Below are 15,892 nucleotides of genomic sequence, written 5' to 3' on the forward strand. Positions count from 1 at the left end.
GACGTCTCCGTGTCACGGTATGAGCGCCCGGGTTGCCTCCCGCAGCCCGGGTGCTTCGTGATCCGGGTGCCGCCGGAGCAGAGCGAGGGCGCCGAGGGCGGTGCCGGTATCGCCGAGTCCGGCCGGAATCACTCGGGGCACCCCGTACGAGCAGCGCGCGACATGCGTGTCGAGCATGTGCTCGATCGGAGCCATCAGGGCTCGACCGGCGTCGACCAGCTCGCCGCCGATGACGATCACGTCGGGTCCGACGGCATGGCTCACATCGGCCAGCACCCTGCCGACATGCGTGCCCACCCGTGCCAGAACCGCGTGCGCGGCCGCGTCGCCGGACTCCAGCGCGCTCACCAGTTCCGGCAGGTCCGCTGCCGCGGTTCCCGCGGTGCGGCAGGCGTCGAGTACGGCCCCGATCGACGCCACTGTGTCCAGGCATCCGATCGCACCGCACTCGCAGGGCGCGCCGCCCGGGTCCACGGTGATGTGGCCGAACATCCCGGAGCGGCCGTGAGCGCCGCGGTGCAGTGTGCCGGCCATCACGAGTCCGCCGCCGACGCCGTGCGACAACCGCAGGTACAGCACGTTCTGTTCACCCGCGGCGGCACCCCAGATCGTCTCGGCCAGGGTGGCCAGCCGGGTGTTGTTGTCGATCAGTGCCGGTGCGCCGAAGCGTTCGCGCACGCGTGCCGCCACGAAGTCGTGCCGAGGCGCCCACAGCGGGCCCTGCCCCGGCGTGCCGACCGGTCCGACCACCCCGACGCCGATGCCGTTCAGGGCGCCCGGTCGCAGCGTCCCGTGCGTCAGCTTGTCCGCCAGTCGCCACGCAAGGTCGATGCGGGTCTGCCACGGGGTGTCGGGGTCGTGCGGTTCGCCGGTGGTGCCGACGATCTCGTGCGCCGCGTTCATCGCGGCCACCCGCACCGCCCGTCGCGCGAACTCGATGCCGAGCAGCCGGCCGGCCCCGGGGTTCACGGTCAGTACCTCCGCCGGGCGGCCCCGCTTGCGCCGGGCCGCCTCCGGAACCGAGGCGAGGACGCTGCCGTTGTCCATCAGCGCCCCGACGGCGTCGTAGAGCGTGGTGCGGGACAGGCCGCTCAGGGTCCGTAAGTCCCCCCGAGTGAGCGGACCGTGCTCGCGCAGCAGGCTCAGTACCAGGGCCTCGTGCGCGCTGGAGGCCCGTGTCGTCGTCTCAGTCAGCATGGCGGAAGGCGCCCCCTCTTTGAGCACAACTGTTGCGTGGGGGGACGGAGATCAGTCGTCCGTCCCCCATGGCGCAAGAAGCTAGAGGGCGTCTTTGTGGGAATTCTGTGGAGCCACTCAGAGGGAGGACACCTGGGCGTATGCGGGGTTGCCGCGCGCCGGAGGGAGCTGACGCCGCCCGGGTCAGGGTTGAGGCGTGACGTGCACCTGCACGGTCAGCGTGCCGCTGTTGTCCTGGGAGCAGGCACCGGAGGCGTCGTTCATGCCCAGTTGCAGGCGGGCGTCGCCGGTCGCCCGGAAAGTCAGCTTCCGCCCGACGATGTGCATCGGGAAGTCCTGCTCACCCACGAGTCGGGCCAGCAAGGAGCCGAACGGAGCCCCGACTTTGACCTTGCAGGCCTTCGTTCCCTCCGGCAGCTGGTTGGTTTTCGGGTCGTAACCGGCCGGCCCGGTCATGGGCAGCTTTCGGGAGTTGGCCGTCCATTCTCCGGACACGAACTGGACGGTAATCCGGTCGCCCTGCAGAACGGACACGCCGGTGACCGGCTGCCAACCGGCCGTCGACTCGACGACCTGACGGGCCGTCCCCGTTTTCGGAGTGTTCGGAGTTTTCGGATCATCCTTGAGCGGCAGCGTTCCGGTGAGGAAGAGACCGCCCGCAACGCCCGCCGCCAGTACGGCCGTTCCGGCCAGCCCCCATCGCTGCCGGTTCGGCCACGCCGAGCGGGATGCCTGCGCCTGCGGCTGCGGGAGTCCGAGCGGCGTGGTGTGGCACCTCGGCGGCACGGTCTCCGCGGCCGGGACGCGCCATTTCGGGTTGGCGGCCATCGTGTTCGCGTCGGCCATCGGGACCGCAGGCCGGAGCGTGAGTACGGTCGCCGGCGGCAGGAACTCGACGTCCGGCTCGCCGGCCACGACGCCTCGCAGCGCGGAACGCACGGCTGCCGTCGAAGGACGCTCGGCCGGGGACTTGCGCAGCAGCGCTTCGACGACCGGGCGCAGCGGCCCGAGCCGCTCCGACAGGCTGGGTTCCTCGTACGCCACGGCGTGCATCGTCGCGGGTGCTCCTGGCCTGCGGAAGGGGGACTCACCGCAGCACACCGTGGCGAGTGTGGCGCCCAGTGACCACAGGTCGGAGGCCGGTCCGACCTCTGTTTCCCTCACGCGCTCCGGCGCCATGAACTCGACGGAGCCGACCACTTGACCGGTGCTCGTCAGGAACTCGCCGTCGTCCAGGGCCGCGATCCCGAAGTCGGTGAGGACGGCGCTGCCGTCACGGCGCAGCAGCACGTTGGCGGGCTTGATGTCCCGGTGCAGAGTCCCGACCGCGTGGACGGCGTCCAGCGCGTCGATCAGTTGCAGGCCGACGGCGGCGGTCTGCTGCGGTGTGAGCGGTCCGGTCTCGGCCGTCCGATTCGCCAGTGAGGACCCTTCGACGAGTTCCATGACGATCCACAGCCGGTCCTCGGACTCGACCAGGTCGTGGACTCCCACCACATGGGGATGCGGCACCCGGGCGACCGCGCGGGCCTCGCGGATGGCACGCCGTACCCGTACGCGGTGGTCCTCGTCGCCGTCGGTGAGGACGTGCAGTTCCTTGGCGGCGACCGGCCGGTCCAGCAGTTGGTCGTGGGCGCGCCAGACCGTGCCCATGCCGCCTCTGCCGAGGACGTCGTGAAGCAGATACCGTCCGGCGATCAGCCGTTCCGAACGCGTGGTCACCTGGTCACCATCTCCGGATATCACGCGCTCTCACGTTCCCTTTGGGAGCGGTGTCCGCCGGAGCGCTCCAGCCGCCCGCGGAGCAATCCGCGCGCTTGTCCGCCGAGGTTGATGCTGGGATCTGCCGGTTGCGACGCCGGTCTGCCCGGTGGGGCGCCCGCTGTATCTCCCCGAACTCGCGGGCCGCGGACCGGAGACGACGCCGACGCGGTCCACGGCCCCCCGGGTGTTGCTCCGCAACGGCCTGGTCCTCACCCAGGATGCCGATCTTGTCTTAGCTGGAATGGGAGCTTCCTTTGCTGGGGTCGTCCGGGCCAAGCGCTACGTGCGGATGGTGTGACACGGCCGGCGTCCCGCCGCTCGATCCCGAATTGCGGTCACTGGTTCGACCCACTCGGCACTCGTTTGCCGTGCCGTGAGCCTTTGCCAGACGCTAGAACCATGAGGAGAGCGGCAGCAAGGTCCGAAGGGGAGGATTAAATGCCCTGTCGCGCGGATTAATTCGAGGATCACCGGGCCGACCTCCGCCCCGAACATCACCGCGACCCGGCTCCATGCCTTCGGCTCGAGTCAGCCGGCGCACCACGCGGTGGCGCAGGTGGACGACTCTCGATCCGAACGTGCGGGTCTCGACGAGTTCGAGATCCACCCGGCGCTCGCGCCGGGGAAAGAAAGAACGAGATGCCACCGCCGACCAGCACCGGGTAAGCCCTCAGGGCTTCGTCAAAGTTGAGCCTTGCGCTTTTTGTTCGCGTCTCTCTCGGGAGGTCGGGCTCCTGCTGTTCATCTCCGGGGCGTCCATTCGTTCGCGAGGAGGCCGAGGATGGCTTCGTCTGCGTATGCGCCGTACACCCATGCGGAGAGCCGCAGTGTTCCCTCGCGTGTGAACCCGACTCTTACGGCGAATCCGTACTCGCACAGCGTGTGCAGGACATCGACGCTGAGCCCGCGGCCGCGGAATGCGGGGCGCAGGGCGACCCGATGTGAGCCGTCCGGTTGTGTCGATGCCCCAGAGCAGGGCCTCGCCGGCCAGCTGTCAGCGGCATAGGTCGCTGCCATCTGGACCTTGAAATCGCGGAGGGCTCAGACCCTGCTGCGGCCCTGGAGCGGCTTCGGTCAGTGCTGTCCGAGCTGGGCGTCGCGGACTGTGCAACCTGGAACGTCAGTGAGTCGCACGGCGAGTCGGAGGAGACCGTCGGCCGGGCGCTGAAGGGACGACGGGCCGACGTCGTGCTCGCGACCAAGGCCCGGAACCCGATGAGCGACGAGCCGAACCACCAGGGCGCGTCGCGGCGCTGGCTGGTGCGCGCGCTGGAGGACTCGCTGCGCCGCCTCGACACCGACTACGTGGACATCTACCAGATCCACCGCCCGGACCCCGACACGGACAACGAGGAGACCCTCGCGGCCCTCACCGATCTGCAGCGGGCCGGAAAGATCCGCGCCTTCGGCACGTCGGCCCTGCCGGCCTCCGACATCGTCCGGGCGCACTGGGTCGCCGAGCGGCGCGGGCTGGCCAGGCCGCGCACCGAGCAGCCGGTCTACTCGATCCTGAACCGGGGCATCGAGCGCGAGGTGCTCCCGGCGGCACAGGAGTTCGGCATGGGCACCCTGGTCTGGTCGCCCCTCGGCGGCGGTCTGCTGACGGGGCGGTACCGCAAGGGCCAGGAGGCCGCGACGACTCGCCTCCTGCCCAGCACGTCATGAGCCTCAAGGGCGTCACCGACCCCGAGGACTACTTCGCCCAGCTGCCCTGGGGCCGGCCCCTGGCACTGGACGAGGTCGCCGGCGCCTGCATCGAGCTGGCTACCGCCGCGCACTGGTCGTATATCACCGGCCAGATTCATCCCCTGGGAGCAGTGCGCTGATGGTCGACGCCACCCGCGCCCGCCAGCTGAGCATCGTGCACATGCCCCGTAGCCGTACCAATGTGCCCGCCCCGGAGATCGCGGCCAGGTTCGGCGTCACCGAGCGCACTGTCTACCGCGACATGGCCGCCCTCACCGCCGCCGGCATCCCCGTTCAGGCCACCCCTGGCAAAACCGGTGGCTACCGTCTGGCCGCGGACACCGCGCTCGACCCGCTCACCATCGACTCCGACCATGCCCTGCGGCTGTACGTCAGCGCCGGATCCACTTGTGGGCTGTGGGACGGGAGGTGCCCATCTCTGCTGCGACGTGGGCGACGGGACGGCCGGAGCGGACACGTTCGACGAGCAGCCGCCTGCCGTGAACGGTCAGCCGGGCATTACGGTGGGACACGAAGGCCTCCGTGCGGTGAAGATGTCCCCAAAAAAGATCAAGGGTCGGTTTCGGAATCCTCCGAAACCGACCCTGACCTGCGACTCTCACGAGTCGGGACGACAGGATTTGAACCTGCGACCCCTTGACCCCCAGTCAAGTGCGCTACCAAGCTGCGCCACGTCCCGTCGCGTTCCCACCCGGGGTGTCCCGTGTGATCACGCAGGTCAACCCTACCGCACCTGTGCGGGTGCCCGTGTCGTCCCCGTCGTGGCGAGGGCCGGTGAGCGGGGCGCCGATGGAGCCGCCGATGGTGCGGATGCCGGCGTTCATGCCGGTCGCGGCGCCGGTCTGCTCGGGTGGGACGCCGCCGCTGATCCCGCCCTCGGCAGGAGCCGCCTACTTGATCAGCGCGTTCGCCACCACCACGAACACCCCGAGCAGCGCGTCCCCCAGCCCGATGACCACGGCCATCGGCCACCGCCGCGCCGACCAGCGGGCGGTGAGGATGCCGAGCACGAACAGGATCGCCGTGTTGAGGGCGAACGCCGCGTGCTCGATGCCCTTCGCGGGAAACCACCCCAGCCGCGCGCCCCCCAGCAGGAGGACCGTGGGCAGTACGGCCGTGACCAGCGGCCACTCGTCCCGCATGGCGCGCAGCGCGTCCCACCGGCTGTGCGGGCGGCGCTCGGCGATGTAGTGGGCGTAGCCGTGGGCGAGGGCCGAGGCGATCGCGGTCACCAGCACCCAGGCCGCGTCGTAGCCGCGGACCTTGGCGGACGTGTGTCCGTACTGGGTGAGCGCCGCCACCATCGAGCTGGCGAGGACGGCGCCGTACACCCCGCCGAACAGCACCGCCTCGCGGGTGCCGTGTTGCCGCGGAGGTGCCGTGCCGACCGCCGTGGAGTCAGCCATGTCTTCCACGATCACCCGTGCCGCGCCGGCCCGCCAGTCCGCGCGGACCGACGAAGTGTCCTCCCGCCAGCCCCGATGCCCCACACACTGTCGGGCGCGAGGCGCGCCGGGCACTGGTTAGGGTCGCCGCATGACGCACAGCTTCGCGCTCCACATCCCCGACGCCGCGCTCGAACCCGAGCCCCTCGACCCGGAGCAGATCGTCTCCGGGAACCCGGAGGTCACCGGGAAGGTGGTCTGGGAGTCGCCGGACGGCCGGCAGATCCGCGGCATCTGGCAGATCACACCGGGCGTGGTCACCGACACGGAGGCGGACGAACTGTTCGTGGTGATCAGCGGTTCGGCGACGATCGAGGTCGCGGACGGGCCGACGCTACGGGTGGGAGCGGGCGACATGGCGGTGCTGCGCGCGGGCGACCGTACGACGTGGACGGTGCACGAGACGCTGCGCAAGGCGTACGCCATCACCCTCTGAGTGCGCCGGGAGGCGGCGCCGTCGTCCCCCGGACCTCCAGCGTCGGTACGGCGAGGTGGACGCGTCCCTCGCCGTCCGGCCGCTCGAACCGGTCGAGCAGGCAGCGGGCGGCACGCCGCCCGATCTCGTACGGGGCGGTGTCGACCGTGGTCAGCCAGACGTGCCGCAGCCGGGAGATGCTGGTGTTGTCGTAGCCGGCCACGGAGAGGTCGCGGGGCACCCTGAGGCCCAGCTCCCCGGCCGCCGACAGGGCCCCCACCGAGGCCATGTCGTTGACGGCGAAGAGCGCCGTCGGCCGCTCCGGGCGGCTGAGCAGGCGCACGGTCCCCCGGTAGCCGCCCTCCTCGGTCAGGTCGCCCGGCTCGACGACCGGTTCGGCGCCGTGGGCCCGCATCGCCGCCTCGAAGCCCTGCCTGCGCAGTGCGCCGACCGCGCCGTGACCCGCGAGATGGGCGATCCTGCGGTGGCCGAGGCCGAGGAGGTGCTCGGTGGCGAGCCGGGCCCCGCGCTCGTCGTCCCCGGCGACGACGTCCACCCCCTCGGGCCGGGGCTCACGGGCACCCGCCGCGACCACCGGCATCCGCCGCGCGAGCGCGCCGAGACCGCCCGCGTCGGGGACCGTGCCGACGATCACCAGCCCGTCCACGCCGAGGTCCAGGAACGGTTCGGCCAGGTCGTGCCCCATCCGCCGGTTCAGCCGGGCGTCGGCGAGCAGCATGTGCAGACCGGCGGCGTGCAGCGGGGAGTTGAGACCGTCGAGGAGGTCGACGAACCAGGGGTTGCGCAGGTCGTCCAGGAGGACGCCGACCGTGCGGGTGCGCTGTTCGCTCAGGCTGCGGGCAGCCGCGTTGGGCCGGTAACCCAGCTCGCGCACCGCGCGCAGCACGGCCTCCCGCTTCCCGGGGCTCACCGGTCCCGAGCCGCGCAGCACCAGCGAGACCAGCGACTTGGACACTCCGGCCCGCTCGGCCACGTCACGGATCGTCGGCGGTCTCATGGCATGGACCGTTCCATGCGGCGTGCCGCCCTGTCAAAGGGTTGACACCCCGGTCATGTCCGCACAAAGGTGGCCCGAGAACGATGTGGACCGGTCCAAACGACCCGTGAAGGGGCTGTCATGGTGGATGAGCTGGGTGTCGCCGTCGTCGGGTTCGGCTGGATGGGCCGGGTGCACACCCAGGCGTACGCCCGTCTCCCGCACCACTATCCGCGGCTTCCGCTGCGGCCCCGGCTGATCACGGTCGCCGAGGAGGTGCCGGGGCGGGCCGAGGAGGCCGCCGAGCGGTTCGGGTTCGCCACCTCGACCCGCGACTGGCGCGAGGTGGCCGCCGACCCGCGGGTGCGGGCCGTCAGCATCACCGCCCCCAACTTCCTGCACCGGGAGATCGGGGTGGCGATGGCCGAGGCGGGCAAGCACATCTGGATCGAGAAGCCGGTCGGGCTGAGTGCCGACGACGCCCGCGCGGTGGCCGACGCGGTCACCAGGGCCGGCGTGCAGGGAGCGGTCGGCTTCAACTACCGCAACGCGCCCGCCGTCGAGGCCGCCCGCGATCTCATCGCCTCCGGCGAGATCGGCAAGGTCACCCACGTCCGCATCCGGCTGTTCAGCGACTACGCGGCCCATCCGGACGGCGCCCTGACCTGGCGGTACGAGCGGGCGCGCGGCGGCAGCGGGGTGCTCGGCGACCTGGCCTCGCACGGCGCCGACCTGGCCCGCTTCCTGCTCGGCGACATCGCCTCACTCACCGCCGACACCGCGATCTTCCTCCCCGAGCGCGCCCGGCCGGCCGGTGCCACCGCCGGCCACGCCCTCGCCTCGGGCGGCGCACCCGGGCCGGTCGAGAACGAGGACTATGTCCACTGCCTGCTCCGCTTCGCCTCCGGCGCGCGCGGGGTCCTGGAGGCGTGCCGGGTCTCGGTGGGCGAGCAGAACAACTACGGCTTCGAGGTGCACGGCACGGAGGGGGCGGTGTTCTGGGACTTCCGCCGGATGAACGAGCTGGCCGTGAGCCGGGGGGAGACGTACCAGGACCAGCCGGTGAGCACGGTGTACGTCGGGCCGGGGGCCGGGGAGTTCTCGGCGTTCCAGCCGGGGGCGGGCAATGCGATGGGGTACGACGATCTGAAGGTGATCGAGGCGTGTCGGTTCGTGCGGTCCGTGGCCGAGGGCACGCCGTACGGCGCCACGCTCGCGGACGCGGTTCGCTGCGCGGCCTTGCTGGACGCGATGGCGCTGTCCGCTCAGGAAAGGGCATGGGTGGAGGTCGGGTCGGGGTGAGCTCGCGGCTCGGGGCGCCACGACGTGCCGTCATGCGTCGGCCGCGCCGTCACGGTTGATCGCGCAGTTCCCCGCGCCCCTCGGGGGCACGCCGTCCCTGCCCAATTCGTTCACCCCCGCCACCAGCGCCTCGACCACCGGAACCGGCGGGATGTCCGTGCCGTTGGTGGTGCGGGCCAGCAGGGGCAGTTCCACCTGGACTCCCCCCAGACGGGTCAGGTTGACCGGGTTCCCGGGGTGGATGCCGCGCAGGCCGGAGGGGATCGCCGCCAGGTCGGTGACGGCCGGGAAGTGCGGGGCATGGGCGGTGAGCGCCTCGGCCAGGACGTGGGCCGCGTCCCGGTGACGTCCGCCGAGGAAGACGGAGTGCGGTGCGTGGGGGCGCATATGGCCGTGCAGGGAGACCGTGAGGCAGACCCGCTCGAGGAACTCGCGCAGCAGCGCACTGCGGCCGGCCGCCATGCGCGGGGACGGGACGTGCACGGGACGCCGTACCCCCGGCTGGGTGAAGACCAGGCTGGTGGCGCCGCAGCGACGGGCCACCGTCCCGGCGAGCTGGGCCGTGCCCCCTTCGTTGCTGCCGTGCAGGGCGAGCAGCCCGATGCCGCCGCGGCCCGGTACGAGGGTCGCGACCATCGGGACGCCCTCGATCTCCACCTCTTCGGTGCGTGTCATCGCTCCCCCTCAGCCGTCCGTCGGCGCGGGCATGTTGTAGGGCGTGACGACCTGGATCGCCGACGGGAGCAGCGGGCCGGCGGGCGGCAGGGCTCCGTGGTGGCGCATGACCTCGTGACAGGCCTCGCGCAGATCGTGCCGCAGGTCGTGGTGGAGCACGGCGGACAGCCGGTGCTCGCGCAGCAGCCGGGTGTTGTCGCGGTCGAGGTCGTGGGCGATGAACACCGCGCACTCCCGGCCGAGGTCGGCGAAGGCGCGCAGGGTCGCGTTGTTGCCGCCGCCGATGGAGTACACGGCCCGGATCTCCGGGTCCCGTTCCAGTGCGGCGCGGACCAGGTCGTACTGGGTGGCGTCCAGGCCCTGGCCCTCGGCGATCTCCACCAGGGCGCGCTGCGGGTGCCGGGCCCGCATGACGCTCCTGAAGCCCATCTCGCGCTCCTCCTCGTTGCGGAAGAAGCCGCTGCTGAGGCTGGTGAGGACGTTGCCGGGCCGGTCGCCGAGCCACTGGCCCGTCAGATAGGCGGCGGTGGCGCCGGCGGCCCGGTTGTCGCTGCCGACGTAGCCGAGCCGGCCGCTGGCGGGCAGGTCGGTGACCAGGGTGACGACCGGGATCCCGGCCGCGGTGAGCCGGCCCACGGCGGCGGTGACCTCGGGGACGTCCGGGGCCTTGAGGATCACGCCCTGGGAGCCGCGCCGGGCGATCCGGTCCAGCGTCGCGACCTGCTCGGCGACCGGCCCGGTCTCGCGGAAGTGGAAGCGGGAGCGGACCACCGCCGGGTGCAGGGAGGGCAGTTCGGCCTCCAGGGCGGCGCGTACGGCGGTACTGAACCGCTCGGGGGCCTGCACCACGATGTCGACCATGAAGGTACGGCCGACCAGCCGCACCTGGGTGCGCTGCCGGTCGAGGTCGGCGATGGCCCGGCGCACCTCCCGCGCGGTGCTCTCGCGCACCCCTCCCCTGCCGTTCAGCACCCGGTCCACGGTGGCCTCGCTGAGGCCCGCCTGACGTGCGATCTCCCGGAGGGGGAACGGATGGCCCATGGTCCGGCTCCTTGAGGGGTTTTTGATGGCTTCCTGCTGGTTGTTCGAGGGCTTTGTACTGACAAGAATGACAGGGCTGCGCCGCTCCTGTGACCGAAAGAGGGACACCGATGTCCGTCGCCGCCGCATCCACCCGCGTCTGGCTGTCCGAGCAGGACTGCGACCTCGAGGCCTTCCGCGCCCTCGTCGACCGGTCGACGGATCTCGCGCACCATCCGCACGCCGCCGCGGTGACGGACAACGTTCCGGTGTACGAGGGTGAGCGGCTGCGCGGGGCCGGGGACCGGCGGGCCTTGGCGGCGGAGCTGGTGCGCGCGCTGTCCGAGGGGCCCGGGGTCGTGGTCGTCCGGGGTGCGTTCCCCGACCCCGGCGTCGTCGACCGGGTTACGGCGGTGTTCGAGGCGCTGATCGCCGAACAGCGGGCCTGCGGGGCCACGGCCGGCGACCACTTCGCCCGCCCGGGCGCCAACGACCGGGTGTGGAACGCGCTGGAGAAGACGGCCCTGTACGACCCGGAGGCGTTCGCCGACTACTACGCGAACGACGTCCTGGCGCTGGTCTCCGCGGCCTGGCTGGGCCCCGGCTACCAGATGACCTCGCAGGTCAACGTGGTGAACCCGGGCGGCGCCGGACAGAGTCCGCACCGGGACTACCCCCTCGGCTTCCTGAGCGACGCGGCCGCGGCCGCCTACCCGGCCCAGGTGCACCGGCTCTCCCCCGTGCTCACGCTGCAGGGCGCGGTCGCCCACTGCGACATGCCCGTGGAGTCGGGACCGACGCTCTACCTGCCGTACTCGCAGTTGTACGAGCCGGGCTATCTGGCGTGGCGGCGGCCGGAGTTCCGGGCGTACTTCGAGGCGTACCACGTACAGCTCCCGCTCGCCAAGGGTGACGCGGCGTTCTTCAACCCGGCGCTCTTCCACGCCGCCGGCACCAACCGCACGGCGGATGTGCGGCGCATGGCCAATCTGCTCCAGGTGTCCTCCGCCTTCGGGCGCGCGATGGAGACGGTGGACCGTGAGGCCGTGGCAGGCGCGGTGTTCCCGGTGCTGCTGCGGCGCGCGGCCGAGGGCGCCGGCCGGCCATGGCTGGAGAACCTGATCGCGGCGAGCGCCGACGGCTACCCGTTCCCGACCAACCTCGACAGCGACCCGCCGGTCGACGGTCTGGCCCCGCCGGCGCAGGCGGACGTGCTGCGGCGGGCGGTGCGCGAGGAATGGACCCCGCAGCGGCTCCGTGCGGAGCTACGTGCCGGTACGCAACGGCGAGAGAGCTGAGGAGGGTCGGGTTCCGGTCATGGGTCTTCGCGACGGACTTCTTCGGGAAAAGATCGTGCTGGTCAACGGCGGCAGTCAGGGGGTGGGTGCCGCGATCGCGCGGGCGGCCGTACGGGAGGGCGCCGCCGTGGCGGTCACCGGCCGCCGTACGCAGCCGGGTGAGGCACTGGTGGCCGAGCTGGCGGGGGCCGGGGGCGAGGCGATGTTCGTACGGGCCGATCTGGCGGACGCCGATCAGGCCGGGGCGGCGGTCGCCGAGGTGGTGGACGGCTTCGGCCGGATCGACTGTCTGGTGAACTCGGCGGGGCTGACCTCCCGGGGCACCCTGCTGGACACGACGCCGGAGCTGTTCGACGCGCACATCGCGATCAACCTCAAGGGGCCGTTCTTCGCCATGCAGGCGGCGGTGGCCGACATGGTGGCCCGCAAGGCGCCCGGCACGATCGTCAACATCATCACCTCGTCGGCGCACGGCGGCCAGCCGTTCCTGGCGCCCTACGTCGCCGCCAAGGCCGGCCTGATGGGCCTGACCCGCAACGCGGCACACGCCCACCGCTGGGACCGGATCCGGATCAACGGCCTGAACATCGGCTGGACCGCGACCGAGGGCGAGGACGCCACCCAGCGCGCCTTCCACGGTGCCGGCGACGGCTGGCGGGAGCAGGCCGCGGCGAAGCTGCCGATGGGCAAGCTGGGCCAACCGGACGAGATCGCCGACTTCGTGGTGTTCCTGCTGTCCGACCGGTCCGGCGTGGTCACCGGGTCGGTGATCGACTGGGACCAGAACGTTCTCGGCGGCCTCGACTGAACCTCTCTGTCCGCTCGTCCCCGTAAGAACTGCAAGGAGCCTCATCCTCATGCGCATCGGAATCCTCGGCCTCGGCCGCATCGGCGCGTTCCACGCCGAGACCCTCTCCGCACTGGCCGCCGTCGAGTCGCTCGTCGTCGCCGATCCGTTCGCGGACGCCGCCAAGGCCGCCGCCGAGCGGTTCGGCGCCGAGGTGGCGGACTCCCCGGAGGCCCTGCTGGCGGCCGGGGTGGACGGCCTGGTCGTCGCGGCGGCCACCGACGCCCACCCCGCGCTGATCCGGGCGGGGGTCGAGGCCGGCGTCCCGGTCTTCTGCGAGAAGCCGGTCGCCCGCACCATGGCGGAGGGCGTGGCGGTGCTGAACGCCGTCCGGAACAGCGGCGTGCCGATCCAGATCGGGTACAACCGGCGCTTCGACGCCGGCTTCACCGCCGCGCGGACCGCCGTCCGGTCGGGCGAGCTGGGCAGGCTGCACACGGTCCGCTCCACGACCCTGGACCCGGCGCCGCCCCCCGCCGCCTACATCGCCGCGTCCGGGGGTATCTTCCGGGACTGTTCCGTGCACGACTTCGACATCATCCGCTGGGTGACGGGCCGTGAGGTCACCGAGGTGTACGCGGTCGGCGGCAACCGTGGCGCCGACTACATCAAGGCGGCGGGCGACGCCGACACCACCGGCGCGGTCCTCACCCTGGACGACGGCACCCTCGCGGTGGTCTCCAACTCCCGCCACAACCCCCGGGGTTATGACGTCCGCATGGAACTGCACGGCTTCACGGACTCGATCGCGGTCGGCCTCGACGACAAGCTCCCGCTGCGCTCGGTCGAGCCCGGCGTGACCTTCCCGGCCGGCACCCCGCACGACTTCTTCATGGACCGCTTCGCGGACGCCTACCGTGCCGAACTCAGCGCGTTCACCGAGGTCGTGGCCGGCACCCGCCCCTCCCCCTGCACCGTCGAGGACGCCCTGGAGGCGGGCTGGATCGCCGAGGCCTGCACCCTGTCCCTGCGCGAGCACCGGCCGGTGACGCTCGCGGAGGTCCGGCAGGCGTGAACCGACGGATGCGGCGCCGGGCCGGGGCCCGGCGCCGCATCCGTGTCTCAGCCGCAGTACCGGATCAGCCACTCGTCGGGGTTGTAGGTGTCCCGTGCCGGGTCCGGCACGGTGGCCGGCTGGGTCTCGGTCGTGTCCTCGGGGCGTATCCGCTCGGGCAGCGAGCCGAAGCGTTCGTGGCGCAGAGCTGCCACGTCGGTGGTGTCACCGGGCGTCCTGCGGGGTTCCGTGCGGTGTGTCATCTCGTCCTCCCGTCTGCGCGGGCGTCCCCCGTCGTCCTGCTGAACGCCCGCGTGCCCCCGGTTGGTTCCCGATCGGACGATGGCCGAATCCGTTGCCCTCACGCAGGAACCGGGCCCCCGCGGAGGGGACCCGGCTCCGAGGAGTCCGCTCAGGCCCCGCAGGAGCGCAGGAACCGGCGGGTGCGGACCGCGATCGGGAGGGGCTTGTCCGGCTCGCACGGGTACATGTCCTGCTCGACGATCGCGAACAGCTCCACACCCAGCTTCTGCGCCGCTTCCAGGACGGGCGCCAGCTCGGGCACACCGGAGGGCGGTTCGCACATCACGCCCCGCTGCACCGCCGGCCCGAACGGCACCCCGCCCGCGACGACGTCCGCGAGGACGTCCGGGTCGACCTGCTTGAGGTGCAGGTAGCCGATGCGTTCGCCGTAGGTCTCGATGAGCTTGACGCTGTCCCCGCCGCAGTAGGCGTAGTGCCCGGTGTCCAGACAGAGGTTGACGAGCCCGGAGTCGGTGGAGTCCAGGAAGCGTTCGACGTGCTCCTCGGTGTCGATGTGGGTGTCGGCGTGCGGGTGGACCACGATGTCCAGGCCGTAGGTGTCCTTGACCTCGTGACCGAGCCGCTCCATGCCCTTGGTGAGGTGCGCCCACTGCTCGGCGGTCAGCTCCGGCGGCTCCAGGATCTCGGCGGTCTTGTCGTCCCGCCAGAAGGACGGGATGACCACCAGGTGCCGCGCGCCCATCGCCCGGGTGAGCGCGGCGACCTGGCCGACGTGCGCCCAGGTGTCCTCCCACACGGACGGGCCGCGGTGCAGGCCGGTGAAGACGGTGCCCGCCGAGACCTTCAGGTTCCGCCGGGCCACCTCGTCCCGCAGGCGCGCCGGGTCGGTGGGGAGGTAGCCGTAGGGGCCGAGTTCGATCCAGTCGTAGCCGGCCTCGCACACCTCGTCGAGGAAGCGTTCCCAGGGCACCTGCCGCGGGTCGTCGGGGAACCAGACGCCCCAGGAGTCGGGGGCCGAGCCGACCCGGATCCGGTCCAGCGGGGTGGGGATGGCCATGGTCAGGGGGTTCCTTCCGGGGCGGGCGCGACGGGTGCGGTCAGGTCGCTCTCTTCGGGGAGTTCCTCGGTGTCGACGCCGCGCACCTGGGCGAGTTCGTGTTTGAGGGCGGCGAGTTCGGCGCCGCCGGCCATGTGGTTGGTCAGTTCTTCCAGGCTGACTTCGCTGCGGCCGGCGGAGAGTTCCAGGGTGCCGAGGCGCAGGACGCTGAAGTGGTCGCCGACCATGTAGGCGTGGTGGGGGTTGTGGGTGATGAAGATGACGCCGAGGCCGCGGTCGCGGGCGGCGGCGATGTACTTCAGCACCACGCCGGACTGCTTGACGCCGAGGGCGGCCGTCGGCTCGTCCAGGATGAGGACGCGGGCGCCGAAGTAGACGGCGCGGGCGATGGCGACGCACTGGCGCTGGCCGCCGGAGAGGGTGCCGATGGGCTGTTCCAGGTCGTCCAGGACGATGCCCATGTTCCGCAGTTCCTGGTCCGCGGTCTCCTTCATGCGGGCGATGTCCAGGCGGCGGACGGGCCAGGGACCCTTGGTCATCTCGGAGCCGAGGAAGAAGTTCCGCCACACGGGCATCAGCGGCACGGTGGCGAGGTCCTGGTAGACGGTGGCGATGCCCTTGTCGAGGGCCTCGCGCGGGCTGGAGAAGCGCACCGGGGTGCCGTCGACGAGGAAGTCGCCCTCGGTGTGCTGGTGCAGCCCGGAGATGATCTTGATGAGGGTGGACTTGCCCGCGCCGTTGTCACCGAGGACGCAGGTCACCTTGCCCGGGTGGACGGTGAGGTCGACGCCGTGCAGGGCGCGGACGTTGCCGTAGGACTTGCCCGCCCCGCGCAGCTCGACGAGGGGGCCGTCCCCGGCGGGCGGCGTGTCCTGGAGAACGGCACCGTGGGTCTTGTGGTCGGTCATCG

At 71.8% G+C, this 15,892-nt stretch carries 15 protein-coding genes, 1 tRNA gene and 4 pseudogenes; 8 read left to right on the forward strand and 12 right to left on the reverse strand.

The window, feature by feature from the left end; genetic code table 11:
• Positions 1 to 12: 12 nt before the first annotated feature.
• The 3 genes and pseudogenes from ACWC94_RS35505 to ACWC94_RS35515 form a co-directional block, all read right to left on the reverse strand.
• Positions 13 to 1,197 carry an ROK family transcriptional regulator gene (locus ACWC94_RS35505; RefSeq protein WP_450801400.1) on the reverse strand — a complete coding sequence of 395 codons (1,185 nt, stop codon included), beginning with the start codon at positions 1,195 to 1,197 and terminating at the stop codon, positions 13 to 15.
• 183 nt (positions 1,198 to 1,380) lie between these two features.
• The gene (locus ACWC94_RS35510; protein ID WP_450801401.1) at positions 1,381 to 2,919 is read right to left on the reverse strand and encodes a serine/threonine-protein kinase; all 1,539 of its coding nucleotides are present in this window, start codon (positions 2,917 to 2,919) and stop codon (positions 1,381 to 1,383) included.
• A 577-nt stretch (positions 2,920 to 3,496) separates the two neighbouring features.
• Positions 3,497 to 3,632 (reverse strand): annotated as a pseudogene (locus tag ACWC94_RS35515) (dihydrofolate reductase family protein); the annotation flags it as partial.
• 283 nt (positions 3,633 to 3,915) lie between these two features.
• Here ACWC94_RS35515 and ACWC94_RS35520 point away from each other — a divergent pair.
• The 3 genes and pseudogenes from ACWC94_RS35520 to ACWC94_RS35530 form a co-directional block, all read left to right on the forward strand.
• Positions 3,916 to 4,605, forward strand: a pseudogene (locus ACWC94_RS35520) (aldo/keto reductase); the annotation flags it as partial.
• A gap of 17 nt (positions 4,606 to 4,622) precedes the next feature.
• Positions 4,623 to 4,787, forward strand: coding sequence for a hypothetical protein (locus ACWC94_RS35525; RefSeq protein ID WP_450801402.1), 165 nt, complete (start codon positions 4,623 to 4,625; stop codon positions 4,785 to 4,787).
• A pseudogene (locus tag ACWC94_RS35530) lies at positions 4,787 to 4,963 on the forward strand (HTH domain-containing protein); the annotation flags it as partial. The gene ACWC94_RS35525 and the pseudogene ACWC94_RS35530, both read left to right, overlap by 1 nt.
• Before the next feature lie 79 nt (positions 4,964 to 5,042).
• On the opposite strand, the pseudogene ACWC94_RS35535 reads toward ACWC94_RS35530, so the two are convergent.
• The 3 genes and pseudogenes from ACWC94_RS35535 to ACWC94_RS35545 form a co-directional block, all read right to left on the reverse strand.
• A pseudogene (locus ACWC94_RS35535) lies at positions 5,043 to 5,180 on the reverse strand (helix-turn-helix domain-containing protein); the annotation flags it as partial.
• A 93-nt stretch (positions 5,181 to 5,273) separates the two neighbouring features.
• A tRNA-Pro gene (locus ACWC94_RS35540) sits at positions 5,274 to 5,347 on the reverse strand.
• Positions 5,348 to 5,558: 211 nt separating this feature from the next.
• Positions 5,559 to 6,074 carry a hypothetical protein gene (locus ACWC94_RS35545; RefSeq protein ID WP_450801403.1) on the reverse strand — a complete coding sequence of 172 codons (516 nt, stop codon included), beginning with the start codon at positions 6,072 to 6,074 and terminating at the stop codon, positions 5,559 to 5,561.
• A 130-nt stretch (positions 6,075 to 6,204) separates the two neighbouring features.
• Between ACWC94_RS35545 and ACWC94_RS35550 the strand changes: the two genes are divergently transcribed.
• Positions 6,205 to 6,549: a cupin domain-containing protein gene (locus ACWC94_RS35550; RefSeq protein ID WP_450801404.1), complete on the forward strand. Its 345-nt coding sequence runs from the start codon at positions 6,205 to 6,207 to the stop codon at positions 6,547 to 6,549.
• On the opposite strand, the gene ACWC94_RS35555 is transcribed toward ACWC94_RS35550, so the two are convergent.
• Complete coding sequence (locus ACWC94_RS35555) at positions 6,539 to 7,546, reverse strand: LacI family DNA-binding transcriptional regulator (protein ID WP_450801405.1); 1,008 nt, start codon at positions 7,544 to 7,546, stop codon at positions 6,539 to 6,541. The genes ACWC94_RS35550 and ACWC94_RS35555 overlap by 11 nt on opposite strands.
• A gap of 120 nt (positions 7,547 to 7,666) precedes the next feature.
• Between ACWC94_RS35555 and ACWC94_RS35560 the strand changes: the two genes are divergently transcribed.
• Complete coding sequence (locus tag ACWC94_RS35560; protein WP_450801406.1) at positions 7,667 to 8,827, forward strand: Gfo/Idh/MocA family protein; 1,161 nt, start codon at positions 7,667 to 7,669, stop codon at positions 8,825 to 8,827.
• Between the two features lie 30 nt (positions 8,828 to 8,857).
• Here ACWC94_RS35560 and ACWC94_RS35565 read toward each other — a convergent pair whose 3' ends face one another.
• Both ACWC94_RS35565 and ACWC94_RS35570 read right to left on the reverse strand, forming a co-directional pair.
• Positions 8,858 to 9,502, reverse strand: a complete 645-nt coding sequence (locus ACWC94_RS35565) for a poly-gamma-glutamate hydrolase family protein (RefSeq protein ID WP_450801407.1) — start codon at positions 9,500 to 9,502, stop codon at positions 8,858 to 8,860.
• Between the two features lie 9 nt (positions 9,503 to 9,511).
• The gene (locus ACWC94_RS35570; RefSeq protein WP_450801408.1) at positions 9,512 to 10,543 is read right to left on the reverse strand and encodes a LacI family DNA-binding transcriptional regulator; all 1,032 of its coding nucleotides are present in this window, start codon (positions 10,541 to 10,543) and stop codon (positions 9,512 to 9,514) included.
• Between the two features lie 110 nt (positions 10,544 to 10,653).
• Between ACWC94_RS35570 and ACWC94_RS35575 the strand changes: the two genes are divergently transcribed.
• The 3 genes from ACWC94_RS35575 to ACWC94_RS35585 are packed head-to-tail and all read left to right on the forward strand — an operon-like array spanning position 10,654 to position 13,682.
• Complete coding sequence (locus ACWC94_RS35575; RefSeq protein ID WP_450801409.1) at positions 10,654 to 11,820, forward strand: phytanoyl-CoA dioxygenase family protein; 1,167 nt, start codon at positions 10,654 to 10,656, stop codon at positions 11,818 to 11,820.
• A gap of 19 nt (positions 11,821 to 11,839) precedes the next feature.
• Positions 11,840 to 12,628 (forward strand): SDR family oxidoreductase, encoded by a 789-nt coding sequence (locus tag ACWC94_RS35580; protein WP_450801410.1) that lies wholly within the window; start codon positions 11,840 to 11,842, stop codon positions 12,626 to 12,628.
• 49 nt (positions 12,629 to 12,677) lie between these two features.
• The gene (locus ACWC94_RS35585; RefSeq protein WP_450801411.1) at positions 12,678 to 13,682 is read left to right on the forward strand and encodes a Gfo/Idh/MocA family protein; all 1,005 of its coding nucleotides are present in this window, start codon (positions 12,678 to 12,680) and stop codon (positions 13,680 to 13,682) included.
• Positions 13,683 to 13,729: 47 nt separating this feature from the next.
• Here ACWC94_RS35585 and ACWC94_RS35590 read toward each other — a convergent pair whose 3' ends face one another.
• From ACWC94_RS35590 to ACWC94_RS35600, 3 genes are all read right to left on the reverse strand, one after another.
• Entirely contained in the window at positions 13,730 to 13,924 is a 195-nt protein-coding gene (locus ACWC94_RS35590; protein ID WP_450801412.1) for a hypothetical protein, read from the reverse strand.
• Between the two features lie 149 nt (positions 13,925 to 14,073).
• A complete protein-coding gene (locus tag ACWC94_RS35595; RefSeq protein WP_450801456.1) occupies positions 14,074 to 14,976 on the reverse strand; it encodes a sugar phosphate isomerase/epimerase family protein in 903 nt (300 codons plus the stop codon).
• A gap of 8 nt (positions 14,977 to 14,984) precedes the next feature.
• Entirely contained in the window at positions 14,985 to 15,890 is a 906-nt protein-coding gene (locus ACWC94_RS35600) for an ATP-binding cassette domain-containing protein (RefSeq protein ID WP_450801413.1), read from the reverse strand.
• Between the last annotated feature and the right edge of the window lie 2 nt (positions 15,891 to 15,892).

Source organism: Streptomyces sp. NPDC001135, from assembly GCF_053598395.1.

Excerpts from the sequence above, each read along its gene's own strand:
- ACWC94_RS35505 (WP_450801400.1), bottom strand. The coding sequence starts at position 1,197 with ATGCTGACTGAGACGACGACACGGGCCTCCAGCGCGCACGAGGCCCTG.
- ACWC94_RS35525 (WP_450801402.1), top strand. The coding sequence starts at position 4,623 with ATGAGCCTCAAGGGCGTCACCGACCCCGAGGACTACTTCGCCCAGCTG.
- ACWC94_RS35545 (WP_450801403.1), bottom strand. The coding sequence starts at position 6,074 with ATGGCTGACTCCACGGCGGTCGGCACGGCACCTCCGCGGCAACACGGC.
- ACWC94_RS35550 (WP_450801404.1), top strand. The coding sequence starts at position 6,205 with ATGACGCACAGCTTCGCGCTCCACATCCCCGACGCCGCGCTCGAACCC.
- ACWC94_RS35555 (WP_450801405.1), bottom strand. The coding sequence starts at position 7,546 with ATGAGACCGCCGACGATCCGTGACGTGGCCGAGCGGGCCGGAGTGTCC.
- ACWC94_RS35560 (WP_450801406.1), top strand. The coding sequence starts at position 7,667 with ATGGTGGATGAGCTGGGTGTCGCCGTCGTCGGGTTCGGCTGGATGGGC.
- ACWC94_RS35565 (WP_450801407.1), bottom strand. The coding sequence starts at position 9,502 with ATGACACGCACCGAAGAGGTGGAGATCGAGGGCGTCCCGATGGTCGCG.
- ACWC94_RS35570 (WP_450801408.1), bottom strand. The coding sequence starts at position 10,543 with ATGGGCCATCCGTTCCCCCTCCGGGAGATCGCACGTCAGGCGGGCCTC.
- ACWC94_RS35575 (WP_450801409.1), top strand. The coding sequence starts at position 10,654 with ATGTCCGTCGCCGCCGCATCCACCCGCGTCTGGCTGTCCGAGCAGGAC.
- ACWC94_RS35580 (WP_450801410.1), top strand. The coding sequence starts at position 11,840 with ATGGGTCTTCGCGACGGACTTCTTCGGGAAAAGATCGTGCTGGTCAAC.
- ACWC94_RS35585 (WP_450801411.1), top strand. The coding sequence starts at position 12,678 with ATGCGCATCGGAATCCTCGGCCTCGGCCGCATCGGCGCGTTCCACGCC.
- ACWC94_RS35590 (WP_450801412.1), bottom strand. The coding sequence starts at position 13,924 with ATGACACACCGCACGGAACCCCGCAGGACGCCCGGTGACACCACCGAC.
- ACWC94_RS35600 (WP_450801413.1), bottom strand. The coding sequence starts at position 15,890 with ATGACCGACCACAAGACCCACGGTGCCGTTCTCCAGGACACGCCGCCC.